This is a genomic window from Pseudomonas sp. 05N433 (genome assembly GCF_056396925.1).
This window is the reverse complement of the sequence record NZ_JBFTML010000062.1, coordinates 12612-28397: the sequence shown is the minus strand read 5'-3', so window position 1 is coordinate 28397 and position 15786 is coordinate 12612. Positions and strand designations below refer to the sequence as shown.

Genomic DNA, 15786 nt, shown 5'->3' with positions numbered 1-15786 from the left:
GCACGATGTCGATCTGGGTGCCCACAGTGTGGTCGACCTGACCGAATTTTTCCTGTATGCCCGGCCCGATCATCAGCATCGGCACGTTGAAGCGGCCCAGGTCCATTTCGGTGATCTGTTGTTCATTGCCAAAACCGTGGTCGCCGACGATCACGAACAGGGTTTCCTTGAAGTACGGCTCTTTGCGAGCCTTTTCAAAGAACTGACCCAATGCCCAGTCGGAGTAGCGCATGGCGGTCAAGTGTTCGTTGAGGCTGCCACGATCGGTCACGCGCTCCACCGGCAATGGTGTCGGCAAGGCGTATGGCGTGTGGTTGGACAGGGTTTGCAGCAAGGCATAGAACGGTTTCTTGTCCTTGCCGTCGCGGGCTTTCAACTCTTCCAGGCCACGGTTGAACATGTCCTGGTCAGACACGCCCCAGGTCGGGTCGGAGAACACCGGGTTGACGAAGTCATTGCGCCCGATGAAGTTGGTCATGCCCTGGTTGCTGAAGAAGCCCGACTGGTTGTCCCAGGCGAAGTCGCCGTTATAAACATACACATCGTCGTAGCCACGAGTGCTGAGCAACTGTGGCAGGCCGGACAGTTTGTGGCTGCCTTCCGGGGTCTGCATCAGGTATTCGAAACCTGGCAGGTTCGGGAAGCAGGCCATGGTGGCGAACATACCTTGGTGGGTATGGGTGCCGTTGGAGAAGAAACGGTCGAACAACAGACCTTCTTTCGACAGTTTGTCGAAGGAAGGCGTGATCTCGCCCGGACGTCCCAGAGCGCCCACCGAGTGACCGGCGAAGCTTTCCATCAGGATCACCACGACGTTCTTGATCGGCAGTGTCTTGTTGGCGTCGGGGGTGTAGTTGCGACGCACCGCGGCGGTCTCCGGGTTCACCAGTTTGTCGCTCGGAGTCAGCAGCATATCGCGCACGGTCTGCTGGGCCAGAGGTTGTTCCAGTGTGGCTTTCCAGATGTTGTCGCGCTCTTCGGACATCCGGCTCTTGGCCGCGGCGATCAGCGACAGCGTGCCGTTGAGGCCCAACTGGTTGGCGAAATTCGAGTCGGTGGTGTAGACGTCACCCCAACGCAGCGGCGGGCCCTGGCGCAGGGTGCCACGCGCCGCGACCACACAGACCATCAGGCAGACCACGAACACCACGCCGCGCGCATACCACGGAGCGACCTGGCGCGTGCCGATGCTGCCACCGCTGAACGGCCCGCGAGGACGTGTGGCGCGGTCGGCGCCCTTGAACGCGAGGGTCAGAATCAACGTGCCCACACCCCAGGCCAACAGGTAGCGAACTACCGGAAAACCGTACCAGAGCATGCTCATCACGGTTTTCGGGTCTTCTTTCACATACTGGAAGACCAGGCCGTTGAGGCGCTGGTGGAACTCGCGGTAAAAGTCCATCTCCATCAGGCCGAGGAACAGCGCGATACTCGAGGCTACAGTCAACCAGAGCCGGAAGAACCCGCGGGCCGCCATGGCCCGGGCGCTGAACAGGGCCAGCAGCAGCGGAACGCTGAGGTAAACCACCAGGCGCAGGTCGAAACGCAAGCCATTGGCGAACGCTTCCAGGAAGGTCGAAGCCGGTGTGTCGAGGATCATCGAGCGGTTGTAGACCAGCAGCGCGACGCGCAGCAGGCTGAACATGACCATCATGATCAGGGCGCACAACAGCGTGTAGGCCAGATGCGATTTGACGGTCGGTTGCAGCAGGCGACTAGTAGCTCGCTGCTGATTCAGGGCGTCCGGGTTTGCCATGTCGTTTTAGGACCCATTGGAAGTTGAAGTTACAAAAATACAGTGGCGCCTTGCCCTCTGTTGGCCATCCTCGGCCCCGGGGCGTGCGCGGTGCGCAAATGTTGCACGATCAACCGCGGCATTGCCATTGATTACTGCCCGACAGCCAAACTGCCGCTCATAGCGGTCAGGGACAAGCGGCGTGGGCGCAAAGTTGCGGGGTTGATTCGTTGAGGCGAATTGTCTTGGAGAGATTGTGAAAATTTCGTTCAACGCATATCCGGAAACAAAATAACTCCCCTCCCCTGGTAGAAATGAAACGCCCCGATTTGATCGGGGCGTTGTTGAACAGGCCGCATCAACTGGATACGCGGCTACTTCTCGGCGCGTTCTTTCAGGGCTTTGAGAGTATTGAACGGCGCATCGACCACGAACTTGTTGGCCAACCACGACGGCACGCTGCCGCCTGGATCAGTGTGAACCTGATAAGTCACTTCGACTTGATCGCCTTTAGGCACGAACTTCCAGAAACCCTTGACCTGGGCGACCCGTACAAAACCCTTTTCTTCCGGAAGGTACTTCGGCTGCCCTTCCAGCTCGCGGGTCAGGCTGCCATCAGCGCCGTCAACGGTAGTGACATGCAACACCGAATCGCGAGCAGTGACCGGCCAGGGTGTATTGAACTGAGTGTAGGTCCAGCTCTGGTTGCCTTCGTGCTTGAGCAGCTTCTGGACCTTGCACTCGTGAATCCAGGCGCAGGCTCCCGGAACATCTTCCTGCAGTGCACGCAGTTTGGCCATGGTGGTCTTCATGATCGTTACACCACGGTAAGCCTTGTATTGGGAACCGGCCACCTCACTCAAGGACACCTTGATGCCATCTTCGTCCTTGGCGGTTTTCCAGTCTTCGGCCTGAGCCGTGGAGGCCAGCAAAACCGTCAAACCACACAGCACAGCGATACGATGCAGCGAACCCATAGTCTTATTCCTTATTGTTGAAGTTCCGTTCGTTGAACACATCACGCGGCCGTCATTTGCTCCCACCAGCCCAGCAATTTGATCGCTTCGTCGCGGCTGCTTCCGCAAACCTCGACATCGGCCTCAAATGCCGAACACACCGCGGGGCGTTCCGGCTTGCCGAAAATGCTGCACAGGTTATCGGCAGACAGTTGTACGCATCTTTCTCCGGCGGCTTTGCCATTGGGCATGCCGGGAATCGGCGAACTGATGGAAGGGGCAATGCAACAGGCGCCACAGCCTTCACGGCATCTCATGACGACAAGCTCCTCGCGACGAGCAATGTGTTAAAGGGACGCGGCACAGAGTAACGGCTAAAACAGTTGTTTTAAATTACCCGGGCCCGGGTTTTTACGCTCAAACGAACGTGACTGACCAGTCTCCGACAAAGCGTCTGTTTCGCGGGTCACGAACAGGGGGAAATTTACTGCTTGAACTCGAATTCCAGTGCCGCGCCTTCAACGTCCCGGCGCTCTTCGTTGCGCCGTTGCAGCTGCATTTCGTTGCTGATCAGGCGACCGTTCAGCTGAAACGGACTGCTTTTGCCACCGAACATTTGCGGCAACACCGCATCGTGTCGAGGCAACGGTACCGTGCCGACCGGTTTCAATTCATCGACCTTATCCTTGGGCAAGCTCAAGTCGAGATTGGCGGGAGGGAGTTTGGTTTTCAGCGCTTCACTGGCTGGTTTTGACTTGGAAGCAATGGGAGAACGCTTTTTGACCGGTGCAGCCTTTTTTTTGACCGGAGCGTTTTTTATAGCTGTCACCGGCTTTTTCGCGGTTGCGGCGGCTGTCGGTTTTTCCTGAACGGAAGCCGCCATGACACCTTCCGCATGACAAGTCATCAACAGGCAGATCAATAACCAGACAGAAGGAAAAATCGGCTTCATGGACCCAACGGCGCGAACGGCAGAAGGTTATATGCTCGCCTGTTGGAGGCGACAAGACAAGCGGGCAGTTCATAACTGCCCCGCAAGTCAAAAACCGCTCGTTGTCTCCTGACACAATTGCGTCGCCAGCAGCCCCAGTGTCATCAATGCACGCTCGGCCTCGCGGTTCCAGGGGATGCCGCAGTTCAGGCGAATGCAGTGATTGAATTGCTCGGTGTTACTGAAAATAAGCCCCGGCGCAATGCTGATGCCCTGCTGCAGCGCACGCACATGCAACTCTTGCGTATTGACCCGCCCCGGCAAACTGACCCACAGAATGAAACCGCCGGTAGGCCGGGTCATCTGTGTGCCTTCCGGGAAGTATTGCTGCACTGCCAGTTGGAAAGCGCTGAGGTTCTTGCGGTACTCCTGACGGATGTAACGCAAATGCCGGTCGTACCCGCCGTTCTCCAGATAGGCGGCAATGCCCATTTGCGTGACACTGCAGGCCGAATGCGTGCTGAACGTCTGCAAGCGCTGAATTTCCTGCTGGTACTTGCCGGCAATCATCCAGCCGATCCGCACGCCGGGCGACAGGGTTTTGGAGAAGCTGGAGCAATAAATCACCCGATCCAGCCGGTCATAGGCCTTGAGCGATTTGGTGCGCCCCTGCTCGAACATCAGCTCGCCATAAATATCGTCTTCAACGATCTGGATATCGAAATCCGAGGCCAGGCGCAGCAGTTGTTTCTGCCGCTCTTCGGGCATGGTGCCGCCCAAGGGATTGCTCAGGCGCGTGGTCAGCACCAGTGCCTTGATCGACCACTGGTTGGCCGCCAATTGCAAGGCTTCGAGGCTCATGCCGGTGGCCGGATCGCTGGGGATCTCGATGACTTTCAGCCCCAGCAGGTCGGCCAGTTGCAGCAAACCGTAATAGGTCGGCGACTCGGCGGCGATCAGATCGCCCGGCCGGGTCAATACGCGCAGAGACATCTGCAATGCATCGACGCAGCCGTGGGTGATTACCACTTCCGACGGATCAACCACCACGCCGGCATCGCGCATGCGGATCGCCACTTGCCGACGCAACGGCTCGAAACCAGGGCTGAACATATAGCTGAACGCGCGCGGACTATGGAAACGGGTGACTTTGGCAAGTTGCTGATGCAGTGCCCGCACCGGCAGATAATCGACACTCGGTACAGCCGCGCCCAACGGGAAGACCCCCTCACGGCGGGATTCGACCAGGACTTGCTGAATGATGCTGCTGCGGGTGACCAGGCCTGGGCGCTCGACCCGGGCGATGTCCGGGGTCGGTGCCGTCAGGGCAGGTGTCTGGTGCACGTAGTAACCGGATTGCGGCCGGGCACGGATCAGCCCTTGATCTTCAAGGTTGGCGTAGGCCTGCAACACCGTCGCATGGCTGACGTTGAGCTGCGAGCTCATCTTGCGCACTGAAGGCACGCGCTCTCCCGGCTGATAGACGCCGCGGCGGATGTCTTCGGCCAGTTGCTGAGCAATACGTTGATAGAGCAAGAGATTGGTCATGACGCAGCACTCGATTTCACGGGCATTTTATTCTTGTGTGAAACAATACCGGAACAGTTTAGAAGTGTACTGGGACAGTTACTACAATAGTCGACCATACAGTGCGGTGTCAGCAAAAGCTGTACTGTTTTACGACGCATTTGACGGGCGAAAAAAAACCCGGCGCTGCTGAGCAGGCCGGGTTTTTCCAGTGACGCAGCCCTTAACGGGCCGCGCCGAGCTGGCCTTTTTCGTCGGAGAACACAATTTCCACCCGACGGTTCTGCGCACGACCGCGCTCGGAAGCGTTGGCGTCCACCGGGTACTCATCGCCGTACCCTTCAACCTGGATGCGTTTGTCGTCGATGCCCAGGTCCGTCAATACGTCAGCTACCGATTGCGCCCGGTCGCGGGACAGCTTGAGGTTTTCCTGTTTACCGCCAGTGCTGTCGGTATAACCCTCGATCCGCACCACACGCTTGGGGTTGAGCTGCAGGAACTGGACGATTTTCAACACCACGCGGTTCGCCGAGCTCTTCAGCTCCGCTTCACCAGTATCGAACAGCACATCACCCAGGGTCATCACCAGACCACGGTCAGTCTGGGTGGTCGCCAACGCCACGATCTGCTCTTCGAGCCACTTGCCCTGTTGCTGCACGCTAAGCAACTTGGACTCACGCAGCGCCAATTGCAGGCGCTGACGCTCGAGTTCGAGCTTCGCTGCGCGCTCTTCGTTGAGCACTTGATTGGTATGTTCCCGGGCGATTTCGCTGTAGCGCTGGCTCAGGTAGGCGTAATGGGCCACGTCCGAACCGCTGCCCCAGTAGCTGGACAGTCGATCGGCGCGGGCCAGGGACTCGCCGGCACGAATCACGTCCTTGGGCGCGATACGCAACACGTTGGAGTCTTCCTTGACCTTCTGGAAGTCGGCACCGGCCTGCTGCAACGCCACTTCGCTGTGTTGACCAGCGCAGCCATAAAGGCTTGCGCAGCCGGCCAGGATCAAGCCGCCGAGTGCTTTGGTCTTCAGGTTCATTGAGCATCTCCCAGTTGCTTGCGCAGGCGGGCGATGCGGGTATTGAGCACGTTCAACTGCGCCTCACTCTTGAGGGTCAGAACCCGGGCTTCGGCCAGGCGCGCGTCCAGCTCGGCCTGCTCGGCCCGCATGCGCGCATTCTTGAAGGACTGGTCGGCCATGTTGCCCTTGGCGCGGTTGAACTTGTCCTGGGCCAGTTTCAGCTCCGGCACTTCCTCGGCGGTAGCGCCCACGGCCTTGGCTTGTTCGAGGGCCTGTTCGGTCAGGCGTATTTGTTCATTCGGCGCCGGATCGGCTGCACAACCCGCCAGAGCCAGAACGGCCAGGGCAGCGAAAAGAGGTCGAATACTCACTAAAAATCCCTACTGTTTTGGGGTACTGACAGGTTGTGGCTGCGGTTGTGAGCCTTGCGCTTTCCAACGCTCGATATTGCGCAACAACGCAGCTTCCGTCAGTCCGGAGGCGGGCAATTCTGTCATCTTTTTGGCCAGCTGTCCGCGCAACCAAGGATCGTTACAGGCGGAGTTATGGGAAACCGCGAGGTACAGGCCGGGTTTGTCGATGGGTTGTGAGTGGGCCATCAAGTCATTGGCCATCCCCAGCGTTTGCACCATGGCCATGCCCGAGTAGCGACCGGCGAGGACAAACTCCACCTCGCCCAGCAGCAATTTCTGAAAGGCCTGAGTCAGATTGGGTGTGCGCAAGAGGGTCAATTGCTGCTCGGCGAAAGTGCCGAATGAAGGGCTCACTCGAGCCTTTTCCGACAACGCGCCGGGATGACCGTGGAGGTCCTGCGCTTCGTTGTAAACCAATAACGAGTCGTTGCGAGTCCAGACCAGATAATCGTTTTCCAGCAGCGCAGGATGGATGTAATCCAGATTTTCCAGTTCAGTGACCATCAACGGCGCATCGGCGAGCATGTCCATGCGCCCGCTGCGCACTTCATCCAGGGCCTGGGAGCGTTTGCCGGCATAGAGCAGCTCGACCTTGATGCCCAACTCCCCCGCCACTTGTTGCAATAAATCAGCACTGGCGCCAATCAGGTGCTTAGGGTTTTGCGGGTCTTGCCACAGGTACGGTGGTGCGTCGGGACTGCCGGTCACGATCAAGCGTTCGCATTTGCCTGCAGCGCTGGACAGCCCCGGCATCAGCGCCAGACTTAAACACAATCCTGGCAAAAAAGAGCAGCCAAACCAGTGGCGCAGATCCATGGCAACACTCTCCCCACTCAAATCCGGAACAAAAAAAGCCCGACCAAAAGGCCGGGCTCTTTATAAGTCAAGCCGCCGGATTAGACCAGCTTCTCGAACTCAGGGATGGCTTCGAACAGGTCTGCCACCAGGCCGTAATCGGCCACCTGGAAGATCGGCGCTTCTTCGTCCTTGTTGATCGCAACAATCACTTTGGAGTCTTTCATGCCGGCCAGGTGCTGGATCGCGCCGGAGATACCGACGGCGATGTACAGCTGTGGCGCAACGATCTTGCCGGTCTGACCGACCTGCATGTCGTTGGGTACGAAACCTGCGTCAACCGCGGCGCGCGAAGCACCGACGGCAGCGCCCAGCTTGTCGGCCAGGGCGTACAGGTGTTTGAAGTTGTCGCCGTTCTGCATGCCACGACCACCGGAAACGACGATCTTGGCAGCGGTCAGTTCCGGACGATCGGACTTGGCCAGTTCTTCGTTGACGAAGCTGGAAGTGCCGGCGTTGTGAACAGCGGCAACAGCTTCAACGGCGGCCGAACCACCTTCAGCCGCCACCGGGTCGAAACCGGTCGCACGCACGGTGATCACTTTCACTGCAGCATTCGATTGCACAGTAGCGATGGCGTTACCGGCGTAGATCGGGCGCTTGAAGGTATCGGCGCTTTCTACCGAGATGATCTCGGAGATCTGGTCAACGTCCAGCTGAGCGGCGACGCGCGGCAGGATGTTTTTGCCGTTGGAAGTGGCGGCAGCCAGGATGTGGCTGTAGCCCTTGCCCAACTCGGCTACCAGTGGAGCAACGTTTTCCGGCAGCTGATGCGCGTAAGCAGCATTGTCAGCGTTCAGGACTTTGCTCACGCCAGCGATTTTCGCAGCGGCTTCAACCACGGCGCCGGCACCCTGGCCTGCAACCAGAACGTGGATGTCGCCACCGATCTTGGCGGCAGCAGCAACGGTGTTCAGCGTGGCCGGGGCCAGCACTTTGTTGTCGTGTTCGGCGATTACCAAGATAGTCATGATTAGATTACCTTCGCTTCGTTTTTCAGTTTCTCGACCAGTTCAGCCACCGACTTGACCTTGATACCCGCGCTGCGTGCAGCTGGCGCTTCGACTTTCAGGGTCTTGTTGGTGGAGGCGGTGGAAACGCCCAAAGCGTCCGGAGTCAGCACTTCGAGAGGCTTCTTCTTGGCTTTCATGATGTTTGGCAGGGACGCGTAGCGCGGCTCGTTCAAACGCAGGTCGGTGGTGACGATGGCCGGCAGTTTCAGGGAAACCGTCTGCGCGCCGCCGTCGATTTCGCGGGTCACGGCAACTGTATCGCCGGACACTTCGACTTTCGACGCGAACGTGCCCTGACCGTAGCCGCTCAATGCCGCGAGCATCTGGCCAGTCTGGTTGTTGTCGCTGTCGATGGCTTGTTTACCGAGGATCACCAGCTGTGGCTGCTCCTTGTCGACCACTGCCTTGAGCAGCTTGGCCACGGCCAGGGAAGTCAGATCTTCAGCGGATTCGACGAGGATGGCGCGGTCGGCACCCAGAGCCAGCGCGGTGCGCAGTTGCTCTTGAGCGGTGGATGGGCCGATGGAGACGACGACGATTTCAGTCGCCACGCCTTTCTCTTTCAGACGTACGGCTTCTTCCACTGCGATTTCGCAGAACGGGTTCATCGACATCTTGACGTTGGCGAGGTCGACGCCGGAATTGTCCGCCTTGACGCGAACCTTGACGTTGTAATCCACAACGCGTTTGACAGCTACAAGAACCTTCATGGATTCCTCGTTACTCTCCGGTGAAAAGAAAGTCGCCTAGGCGAACCTGGCGGTTGATGCTCATCGGCGCAAGGGCACCTCTAAAAACGCTGGCAGGTGTATCGGGTGAACCTTGCTCACGAGACTGATGACCGTTCGTCAGGGGTGACCGACAAGTCATTCATTACCGTGGCGTGTAAACTGCGCGCGATACCTGCGCGGCGCTTCACCTTGTACTGCCATCGCCCTGTCTTTAGAGGTGCTCTTGAAACCTACATTCAGCCTACGGCGAGCGCAAAACCGCCCGTATCTTGACCGGAACACCTATTCCGGTCAATACGGCAAAATGGCCAGTCATAAGCCGCGTGACTTTGATTTATCTGGCTTTGAGCCGATTCAAACAAACGTTTGTATTGGACGCTAAGAGTGGTGTAGATATAATGCGCCACCCAAAGAGAAAGGTGGTTCATCGATTGTCCTCTGTGCCGCACTATGGGGAATTCATGAATGCGACACCCAACCTCCAATTAGAAAAAAAACTGTTGAGCCTTGAGTAGGAGATAGCCTGTGGAACGCGAATACATGGAATTCGACGTGGTCATCGTCGGTGCCGGCCCCGCTGGCCTGTCCGCCGCCTGCCGTTTGAAGCAGAAGGCCGCCGAAGCCGGTAAGGAAATCAGCGTCTGCGTGGTCGAAAAAGGCTCCGAAGTCGGCGCTCATATCCTGTCCGGTGCCGTGTTCGAACCACGGGCCCTGAACGAACTGTTCCCGGACTGGAAAGAACTCGGCGCGCCGCTGAACACGCCAGTCACCCGCGATGACATCTTCGTTCTGAAGAGCGCTGACAGCGCGCAGAAGATTCCAGACTTCTTTGTGCCCAAGACCATGCACAACGAAGGCAACTACATCATCTCCCTGGGCAATCTGTGCCGCTGGCTGGCCCAGCAGGCCGAGAACCTGGGCGTGGAAATCTACCCGGGCTTCGCCGCCCAGGAAGCGCTGTTCGACGAGAACGGCGTAGTCCGCGGGATCATCACCGGCGATCTGGGCGTTGACCGCGAAGGCAATCCGAAAGAAGGCCTGTACACCCCAGGCATGGAACTGCGCGCCAAGTACACGCTGTTCGCCGAAGGTTGCCGCGGCCACATCGGCAAGCAGCTGATCAAGCGTTTCAACCTCGACAGCGAAGCCGACGCCCAGCATTACGGCATCGGCCTGAAAGAAATCTGGGAAATCGACCCGGCCAAGCACCAGCCTGGCCTGGTGGTCCACACCGCCGGCTGGCCGCTGGACATCATGGGCACCGAGAACACCGGGGGCTCGTTCCTCTATCACCTGGAAAACAACCAGGTGGTGGTCGGTCTGATCGTCGATCTTTCCTACAGCAACACCTTCCTGTCGCCGTTCGATGAGTTCCAGCGCCTCAAGCATCACCCGGTGCTCAAGCAATACCTGGAAGGCGGCAAGCGCGTCAGCTACGGCGCTCGCGCCATCTGCAAAGGCGGCCTGAACTCGCTGCCGAAAATGGTCTTCAAGGGCGGCGCTCTGATCGGTTGCGACCTCGGCACCCTGAACTTCGCCAAGATCAAGGGCAGCCACACGGCGATGAAGTCCGGCATGCTCGCCGCTGACGCGGTGGCCGATGCGCTGTTCGCCGATCTGGACGGCACGCAAGAGCTGACCACTTATGTCGAAGCATTCAAGAAGAGCTGGCTCTACGACGAACTGTTCGCCAGCCGCAACTTCGGCCCAGCGATCCACAAGTTCGGCGCCATTGTCGGCGGCGGTTTCAACTGGATCGACCAGAACATCTTCGGCGGCAAACTGCCGTTCACCCTGCACGACACCAAGCCGGATTACGCGTGCCTGAAACTGGCGGCCGACTGCAAGAAGATCGACTACCCGAAACCGGACGGCAAGATCAGCTTCGACAAACTCAGCTCGGTGTTCATCTCCGGTACCAACCACGAAGAAGAGCAGCCGTGCCATCTGAAGCTGGCCGACGCGAGCATCCCGATCAGCAAGAACCTGCCGCTGTACGATGAACCTGCCCAGCGTTACTGCCCGGCCGGCGTGTACGAAGTGGTCACCCAGGAAGACGGCGAGAAGCGCTTCCAGATCAACGCCCAGAACTGCGTTCACTGCAAGACCTGCGACATCAAGGACCCTGCACAGAACATCACCTGGGTGGCGCCGGAAGGCTCCGGCGGCCCGACTTATCCGAACATGTAAGTCGACCATCTGAACAACAAGGCTCCCTGAACGGGGGCCTTTTTGTTGCCCGCAATTCAAGCGTCACCACAAGAACCAGTGGATCAGGCAGCGCGCTCATCCCCCGGATTACGCTCGAAGTAGCGCTTGTACTCACGACTGAACTGCGACGTGCTCTGATACCCCACCCGATGCGCCACCTGGGCCACGCCCAATCCTTCGCCCTGCAGCAAGCGCTGGGCCTTGAGCAAGCGCAAACGCTTCAGATACTGCACTGGCGACAACAAGGTGCAGCGTTTGAAATGCTCATGAAACGTCGATGCGCTCATGTTGGCGCAACTGGCCAGGGCTTCGACGTTCAGCGGCTCGGTGTAATGCGCATGCAGATGGCTCAGGGAGGCCGCGATCCGGGCGAACTGCCCCTGTTGCTCCACCAGCGCCCGCAATACATCAGCTTGCGGCCCACGCAAGGCGACGAACAACAACTCACGCAATCGCGCCTGTCCCATAACCTGGCTCTCCAGCGGGTCGTGCAGACAGCGCAACAGCCGCTCAACACAACCCCGCATCGCATCATCGAGCACCGCCGAAGTCATGGACTCTGGCGTCTGCGCCGCGATACAGCGCCCCGACGCCAGCCCCATGGCCAACACCAACTCACCGAGCAACACCCGGTCAATGGCGATGGAAATGCCCAGCATCGGGCCATCGGGCGCGGAAAACGTCTCGCACTCGAACGGCACCGGCAGCGCCTGAATCAAATAATGCCCGGCACCGTATTCCAGAGTACGCGACCCCAGATACGCCAACTTACTGCCCTGGGCGATGATGACCAGGCTTGGCTCGTAGATTTGCGGGCCACGGGCCAAATCACAACTGGCCCGCAAAATCTGCACGCCCGGCAACGTGGTAGGCGTGAAACCATCGCGGGTGGTCAGCCGCTGGATCAGCGAAACCAGCGTGGCATTGGCATCGAGATGACGGGTCAACAACATGGAGAGCTCTTCACAAAAAAGTCGCGAAAAAAGGGATGAAAACATCATCGCAGGTCTGAACGCCAATGCGGCCAATCAACGGTGCATACCGGAGGATTAGGCATGACACCCGGAGGAATCGCCATGGCCGGTCACCCGTGCGGTGCCCAGAATGGCTCGCCTCACCTGTCACTGCTTTGCGAGGTTCACCATGTACACCGCCATCGGATACGCCGCTCAGTCGCCCACCACTCCCCTCGCCCCGATGAAATTCGAACGCCGCAGTCCACGGCCCGACGACGTCGCAATCGAGATTCTCTACTGCGGCGTCTGCCATTCCGACATCCACCAGGCGCGCAACGAGTGGGGCATTGCGGTTTACCCGCTGATGCCCGGCCATGAGATCGTCGGCAAAGTGACCGCCGTCGGCGCGAACGTTACTAAACACAAAGTCGGCGATCTGGTCGGCGTCGGTTGCATGGTCGACTCGTGCCGCCATTGCGAAGCCTGCCAGGCCGATCTGGAGCAATACTGCCTCGAAGGCCCGACCATGACGTACGCCACCCCGGACCGGGTCGATGGCAGCAACACGATGGGCGGTTACTCCGACAGCATCGTGGTCAGCGAGCACTTTGTCGTGCGCATCCCGGAGAAGCTCGACCTGGCCAGCGCCGCGCCGATTCTATGTGCCGGCATCACCACCTACTCGCCGCTCAAGCACTACGGCGTGAAGGCCGGTGACAAGGTCGGGATTCTTGGCATGGGCGGTCTCGGTCACATGGGGATCAAGTTCGCCAAGGCGATGGGCGCTGAGGTGACCTTGTTCACCCGCTCGGCGAGCAAGGCTGAAGAAGGTCGTCGCCAAGGCGCGGACCACGTGATCGTGTCCACCGATGCCGAACAGATGAAGGCCGCCGCCGGACAATTCGACTTCCTGCTGGACACCATTCCGGTGCAGCACGACCTCAACCCCTACCTCGATACCCTGCGTTTCGACGGCGTGCACATTCTGGTGGGCTTGATCGAGCCGATCGATCCGCCGGTGCATGCTGCCAAACTGGTATTGGGTCGTCGCATGCTGGCCGGCTCACTGATCGGCGGCATCGCCGAAACCCAGGAAGTACTGGACTTCTGCGCCGAGCACGGCATCTCCTGCGACATCGAAATGCTCGACATCCACCAGATCAACGAGGCTTACACCCGCATGATCGCCGGTGACGTGAAATACCGCTTCGTGATCGACATGGCGACGCTGAAACTCTAAACCTTCAGGCCCAATTCCGCCGACAGCCGGGCTGTGACCCCTTTGATCAGGGGAATCAGCTCGGCCATTTTTTCCAGCGGCATGTACGGCACGGTGCTGGCGATGCTGATGCCGGCGACAATGCGCTTGCTGGCATCGCGAATCGGTGCCGCCACGCAGCGAATCGATGGTTCGTTGTCTTCCAGGTCGAAGGCGTAACCGCCGGCCACGTACTCGATCATGCGCTGCTGAAACTGTTCCCAGGATTGCTCCGGGTGCTGTGGCCAGAACTGATTTTTCCCGCCCACCGGCAAGCTGATTTCATACAGCCGTTGCCATTCTTCCTGCGAGTCATCGAGCATCAGCGCCTTGCCGATCCCGGTACGCGCCAACGGCATGCGATGGCCGACCCGCGAACGCATTTCCGGGCCATTGCGCCCCGGATTCTTGAGCAGGTACAGCACCTCGTCGCCTTCACGAATCGCCAGGTGAATGGTGTCGCCGGTCAATGCCGACAACTCATCCAGATACGGCCCGGCCAGCGTCACCAACGGCAGCTCTTCGCGCGCCTGAAAACCCAGCTCGATCAGTTTCGGCCCCAACAGATAGCCGACCTGCGGCACCACCCGCAGATAACGCTCGTCCACCAGGCAACTGGCCAGACGATGGGTGGTGCTGCGCGTCGTGCCGATCAGCCGGGCGATTTCCTTGAGATCGCGGGCGCCACTGGCCACCGCCTGCACCACACCCAGGCCGCGAAGCAGTGTCTGGGTGCCGGTCGGCGCGGCGTCCTTGGCGATTTTTGGGGCGTCTTCCTGCATATCCAGCCTTTACCGTTGAGCGAGGGAACGGGCGGCATTATGGTCGCCGGACGGCTGCGACTACAACTTGATACGCTCGACCTTGCCCACCAGCAACACGTAGGACAGCGCACCCAGCAACGCCAGAACAGAGATATAGGTGATCGCCGGGGCAAACGAATCACCGGAGGCAAGGAAACCGATGACGATTGGCGTGGTAATCGCCGCCAGGTTGCCGATGAAATTGAACACCCCACCGGTCAGTCCGAGCAAGCGTGCCGGGGCCAGGGTCGACACCAGCGACCAGGTGATCGAGGCCAGACCGTTGCCGAAGAAAGCCAGCGCGAGGAAGGCAATCACCAGCGGCGTCGATTCGACGAAGTTGGCGCCGATGATCGAGGTGGAAATCAGCAGTCCGCCAATGCTCGGTAGCTTGCGGGCGAAGCCTACGGTGTAGCCGCGACGGATCAAAAAGTCCGAGAAGAACCCCGAGCACAGCACGCCGACAAACGCTGCGAGAAACGGCAGTGACGCCAGCAAGCCAGACTTGATGAAGTCCATGCCGCGATATTTCACCAGGTAAGTCGGGAACCACGTCAGGAAGAACCATAAAGTCGAATTGAGGCAGAACTGGCCGAGGTAAATGCCCCACAATTTGCGCTTGCTCAGGACAATTCCGAGGTCGATCCAGCTGAATTTCGCCTTGGCCCTGGCGGCTTCGGCCTGAATATCCACCAACCCGCCACCCTCGCGGATCAGCTCGATTTCCGCGTCATTGGCGCCCTTGAAATCCCGTGGTTCGCGATACACCGCGTACCAGATCACTGCCCAAAGGATGCCCACCACACCGGTGCTGACAAACACCATGTGCCAGCCATATTGGTGTTGCAGCCAGGCAAGCACCGGCGTCAGGAACGCCAGGCCGACGAACTGCCCGGAGGTGTAGAAACCGATGGCTGTGGCGCGTTCGCGCTCGGGGAACCAGGTTGTCACTACGCGGCTGTTGATCGGGTACGCCGGCGCTTCCAGCGCTCCGACCGCCATGCGCAGCACGAACAATGCGATAAAACTGGCGGCGAAACCGAGCATCACCGTGGCCAGCGACCACAGCAGCAATGCAACGCTATAGAGAATGCGCGGCGGCACCCGGTCCACCAGCCAGCCGCCGGGGATCTGCATGGCGGCGTAGGTCCAGCCGAATGCGGAAAAAATCAGCCCCACATGAATCGGATCGATGCCCAGGTCGCTGGTCAGCGCCGGGGCGGCAATGGACAGGTTGCTGCGGTCCAGGTAGTTGATCACCACCGTGATGAACAACAGGACCATGATGAAAAAACGCTTGCGACTGGGCGTCACCAACGACGCCTGCCCGGTGAGGGTTTGCGGTTGCATGGGGGTGCCTCTTCTTATGTTTATTGAGA

The 15786-nt window shown here is 59.2% G+C and carries 15 protein-coding genes; 2 read left to right on the top strand and 13 right to left on the bottom strand.

All coding sequences use genetic code 11. The annotated features are described in order from the left end of the window. The 10 genes from AC1DIS_RS25525 to AC1DIS_RS25480 form a co-directional block, all read right to left on the bottom strand. On the bottom strand, positions 1-1756 hold a 1756-nt coding region (locus AC1DIS_RS25525), incomplete at its 3' end, for an LTA synthase family protein (RefSeq protein WP_477781151.1). Positions 1757-2109: 353 nt separating this feature from the next. Continuing rightward, entirely contained in the window at positions 2110-2712 is a 603-nt protein-coding gene (locus AC1DIS_RS25520; RefSeq protein ID WP_018929881.1) for an START domain-containing protein, read from the bottom strand. 41 nt (positions 2713-2753) lie between these two features. Further along, complete coding sequence (locus AC1DIS_RS25515; protein WP_007942053.1) at positions 2754-3008, bottom strand: YkgJ family cysteine cluster protein; 255 nt, start codon at positions 3006-3008, stop codon at positions 2754-2756. A gap of 167 nt (positions 3009-3175) precedes the next feature. Further along, complete coding sequence (locus tag AC1DIS_RS25510; protein ID WP_477743470.1) at positions 3176-3643, bottom strand: translation initiation factor 2; 468 nt, start codon at positions 3641-3643, stop codon at positions 3176-3178. An 87-nt stretch (positions 3644-3730) separates the two neighbouring features. Further along, entirely contained in the window at positions 3731-5170 is a 1440-nt protein-coding gene (locus tag AC1DIS_RS25505) for an aminotransferase-like domain-containing protein (protein ID WP_018929883.1), read from the bottom strand. Between the two features lie 202 nt (positions 5171-5372). Next, entirely contained in the window at positions 5373-6185 is an 813-nt protein-coding gene (locus AC1DIS_RS25500) for an OmpA family protein (RefSeq protein ID WP_064616627.1), read from the bottom strand. Further along, complete coding sequence (locus AC1DIS_RS25495; RefSeq protein ID WP_064616625.1) at positions 6182-6538, bottom strand: DUF4398 domain-containing protein; 357 nt, start codon at positions 6536-6538, stop codon at positions 6182-6184. Before AC1DIS_RS25495 ends, AC1DIS_RS25500 begins: the two co-directional genes overlap by 4 nt. A 9-nt stretch (positions 6539-6547) precedes the next feature. Continuing rightward, a complete protein-coding gene (locus AC1DIS_RS25490; protein ID WP_138867009.1) occupies positions 6548-7396 on the bottom strand; it encodes a substrate-binding periplasmic protein in 849 nt (282 codons plus the stop codon). A gap of 80 nt (positions 7397-7476) precedes the next feature. Continuing rightward, complete coding sequence (locus AC1DIS_RS25485; RefSeq protein WP_019582611.1) at positions 7477-8406, bottom strand: electron transfer flavoprotein subunit alpha/FixB family protein; 930 nt, start codon at positions 8404-8406, stop codon at positions 7477-7479. A gap of 2 nt (positions 8407-8408) precedes the next feature. Continuing rightward, positions 8409-9158, bottom strand: a complete 750-nt coding sequence (locus AC1DIS_RS25480) for an electron transfer flavoprotein subunit beta/FixA family protein (RefSeq protein WP_007903904.1) — start codon at positions 9156-9158, stop codon at positions 8409-8411. A gap of 546 nt (positions 9159-9704) precedes the next feature. Between AC1DIS_RS25480 and AC1DIS_RS25475 the strand changes: the two genes are divergently transcribed. After that, positions 9705-11369 (top strand): electron transfer flavoprotein-ubiquinone oxidoreductase, encoded by a 1665-nt coding sequence (locus tag AC1DIS_RS25475; RefSeq protein WP_477743472.1) that lies wholly within the window; start codon positions 9705-9707, stop codon positions 11367-11369. 83 nt (positions 11370-11452) lie between these two features. Here the strand turns inward: AC1DIS_RS25475 and AC1DIS_RS25470 are convergent, their stop codons facing one another. Then, entirely contained in the window at positions 11453-12343 is an 891-nt protein-coding gene (locus tag AC1DIS_RS25470; RefSeq protein WP_477743473.1) for an AraC family transcriptional regulator, read from the bottom strand. Between the two features lie 190 nt (positions 12344-12533). Between AC1DIS_RS25470 and AC1DIS_RS25465 the strand changes: the two genes are divergently transcribed. Beyond that, positions 12534-13586: an NAD(P)-dependent alcohol dehydrogenase gene (locus AC1DIS_RS25465; protein ID WP_018926185.1), complete on the top strand. Its 1053-nt coding sequence runs from the start codon at positions 12534-12536 to the stop codon at positions 13584-13586. On the opposite strand, the gene AC1DIS_RS25460 is transcribed toward AC1DIS_RS25465, so the two are convergent. Both AC1DIS_RS25460 and AC1DIS_RS25455 read right to left on the bottom strand, forming a co-directional pair. Continuing rightward, positions 13583-14386 carry an IclR family transcriptional regulator gene (locus AC1DIS_RS25460; protein ID WP_018926186.1) on the bottom strand — a complete coding sequence of 268 codons (804 nt, stop codon included), beginning with the start codon at positions 14384-14386 and terminating at the stop codon, positions 13583-13585. The two genes, AC1DIS_RS25465 and AC1DIS_RS25460, sit on opposite strands and share 4 nt — an antisense overlap. A 60-nt stretch (positions 14387-14446) precedes the next feature. Further along, on the bottom strand, positions 14447-15757 hold the full coding sequence (locus AC1DIS_RS25455) for an MFS transporter (RefSeq protein WP_477743474.1): 1311 nt from the start codon (positions 15755-15757) through the stop codon (positions 14447-14449). Between the last annotated feature and the right edge of the window lie 29 nt (positions 15758-15786).

What these genes read in the sequence shown, in the direction of transcription:
- AC1DIS_RS25465 (WP_018926185.1), top strand. Translation starts at nt 12,534, where the DNA reads ATGTACACCGCCATCGGATACGCCGCTCAGTCGCCCACCACTCCCCTC.
- AC1DIS_RS25480 (WP_007903904.1), bottom strand. Translation starts at nt 9,158, where the DNA reads ATGAAGGTTCTTGTAGCTGTCAAACGCGTTGTGGATTACAACGTCAAG.
- AC1DIS_RS25455 (WP_477743474.1), bottom strand. Translation starts at nt 15,757, where the DNA reads ATGCAACCGCAAACCCTCACCGGGCAGGCGTCGTTGGTGACGCCCAGT.
- AC1DIS_RS25505 (WP_018929883.1), bottom strand. Translation starts at nt 5,170, where the DNA reads ATGACCAATCTCTTGCTCTATCAACGTATTGCTCAGCAACTGGCCGAA.
- AC1DIS_RS25470 (WP_477743473.1), bottom strand. Translation starts at nt 12,343, where the DNA reads ATGTTGTTGACCCGTCATCTCGATGCCAATGCCACGCTGGTTTCGCTG.
- AC1DIS_RS25510 (WP_477743470.1), bottom strand. Translation starts at nt 3,643, where the DNA reads ATGAAGCCGATTTTTCCTTCTGTCTGGTTATTGATCTGCCTGTTGATG.
- AC1DIS_RS25515 (WP_007942053.1), bottom strand. Translation starts at nt 3,008, where the DNA reads ATGAGATGCCGTGAAGGCTGTGGCGCCTGTTGCATTGCCCCTTCCATC.
- AC1DIS_RS25520 (WP_018929881.1), bottom strand. Translation starts at nt 2,712, where the DNA reads ATGGGTTCGCTGCATCGTATCGCTGTGCTGTGTGGTTTGACGGTTTTG.
- AC1DIS_RS25485 (WP_019582611.1), bottom strand. Translation starts at nt 8,406, where the DNA reads ATGACTATCTTGGTAATCGCCGAACACGACAACAAAGTGCTGGCCCCG.
- AC1DIS_RS25460 (WP_018926186.1), bottom strand. Translation starts at nt 14,386, where the DNA reads ATGCAGGAAGACGCCCCAAAAATCGCCAAGGACGCCGCGCCGACCGGC.
- AC1DIS_RS25490 (WP_138867009.1), bottom strand. Translation starts at nt 7,396, where the DNA reads ATGGATCTGCGCCACTGGTTTGGCTGCTCTTTTTTGCCAGGATTGTGT.
- AC1DIS_RS25500 (WP_064616627.1), bottom strand. Translation starts at nt 6,185, where the DNA reads ATGAACCTGAAGACCAAAGCACTCGGCGGCTTGATCCTGGCCGGCTGC.